Here is a 212-nt window from a genome sequence, read left to right as displayed (position 1 = left end):
GCCCGTGACGCAAAGCGCCGTCAGCGACGGGTACAGTATCCGCCCTTTGACCAGCTTCCAGAGCAGCTCTTCCTGCCGCCGGGCCAGTTCGTTCTCTGTGGCGCTGAACTGCGCGTTCACGGCACTGTTCAGCGTCTCCAGTTGTTCTTTCACCGCTGCTGTGTGTGCGCTGATAGCGTCTCTGATTTTCTGCCCGTTTAAGTTCAGTTCCC

The 212-nt window shown here is 59.0% G+C and carries 1 pseudogene; it reads right to left on the bottom strand.

Annotation, left to right across the window (positions count from 1 at the left end):
* A pseudogene (locus E0D98_RS27325) lies at window positions 1–212 on the bottom strand (mobilization protein); the annotation flags it as partial.

It is taken from the genome of Escherichia sp. KCJ4928 (assembly GCF_004352695.1).
In the GTDB taxonomy this organism is placed as follows: Bacteria; Pseudomonadota; Gammaproteobacteria; order Enterobacterales; family Enterobacteriaceae; genus ECMA0423.
This window is presented reverse-complemented; position numbering and strand designations above follow the sequence as displayed.